Source organism: Vibrio sp. 10N.222.48.A3 (assembly GCF_041475345.1).
GTDB classification, from domain to species: domain Bacteria; phylum Pseudomonadota; class Gammaproteobacteria; order Enterobacterales; family Vibrionaceae; genus Vibrio; species Vibrio tasmaniensis_A.
The window spans coordinates 1-990 of sequence record NZ_JBFRVX010001020.1 but is presented as its reverse complement, the minus strand read 5'-3'; the positions used below and the strand labels follow the sequence as shown (position 1 = coordinate 990).

The following is a 990-nucleotide window of genomic DNA, read 5'->3' as shown; positions in this document are numbered from 1 at the left end:
GTTGGACGTTGATAACGCTCAAGCTCGATACACAGTGATTAACAGCCAATACAGACGTTCAAGTCCGTTGGTCAAAAAGGGGTTATTGGCTAAGTCTCAATTCGATGAGATTGCCGCTCAGCGTCAAATCGCTTATGCCGAGTTAGAATTGGCAAAACTGCGTTTGTCATTTACTAAGCTTCGCGCACCGGTTGATGGAATTATCTCTCGTGTCAGTGTTGACCAATACGAAAATATTCAGGTTGGCCAACAGATTGTGAATATTCACAGTGTTGAGGATGTTGAAGTTGTTATCCAATTGCCTGACCAAATCTATGTAAATCAACCAAATGAAGCGACTATCTCGAATATTGAGGCAGTAGTTAGAGTTCCAAGTGGGAATGAATACAGTGCGGGGATAAAAGAGTTTACGACTGAACCCGATCCAAACACAGGTACATTTACCGTCACGCTTGCTTTGCCTATGCCAGAAGATGATTTGATTCTTGACGGTATGGCCGTTGAGGTCACGTCAAATGGGCGTGATATCGGGTTGAAATTAAAAGCAGGCGTACTTATTCCTATTGAGGCTGTGTTTAATGCCGATGGGGATGAGTTAACTCGTCAAAACTCTTACGTGTGGATTCTTAATGACGACAATACAGTATCTAAGCAGCAAGTCGTATTAGGCAAAGCGAATCAGAAAACATTGCAGATAATCAAAGGATTAGAAATGGGGCAGCATGTCGTTGTTGCAGGCGTATCGCGATTGCGAGATGGGATGACAGTGGAAGTATTGTCTCAGGAGACGAACAATGAGTGAAGTCAATAGCAAGCCCCAAAGTGACGATCAACAGGGTGATGACCAAATCACTGGAGTGGCGGCTTATTTTATACGAAATAAGGTCATTAGCTGGATGCTATCACTGATCTTTCTTATTGGTGGTGTGTCTGCATTCTTTGGTTTGGGCCGTTTAGAAGATCCTGCCTTTACGCCGTTTAGCCCCGGAC

At 43.8% G+C, this 990-nt stretch carries 2 protein-coding genes; both read left to right on the top strand.

Translation table 11 applies throughout. From position 1 onward, the window contains the following. Positions 1-802 (top strand): efflux RND transporter periplasmic adaptor subunit (locus AB4653_RS23175; RefSeq protein ID WP_372105421.1); only part of this gene is annotated, 802 nt, incomplete at its 5' end. After that, on the top strand, positions 795-990 hold a 196-nt coding region (locus tag AB4653_RS23170), incomplete at its 3' end, for a hypothetical protein (RefSeq protein WP_372105420.1). The genes AB4653_RS23175 and AB4653_RS23170, both read left to right, overlap by 8 nt.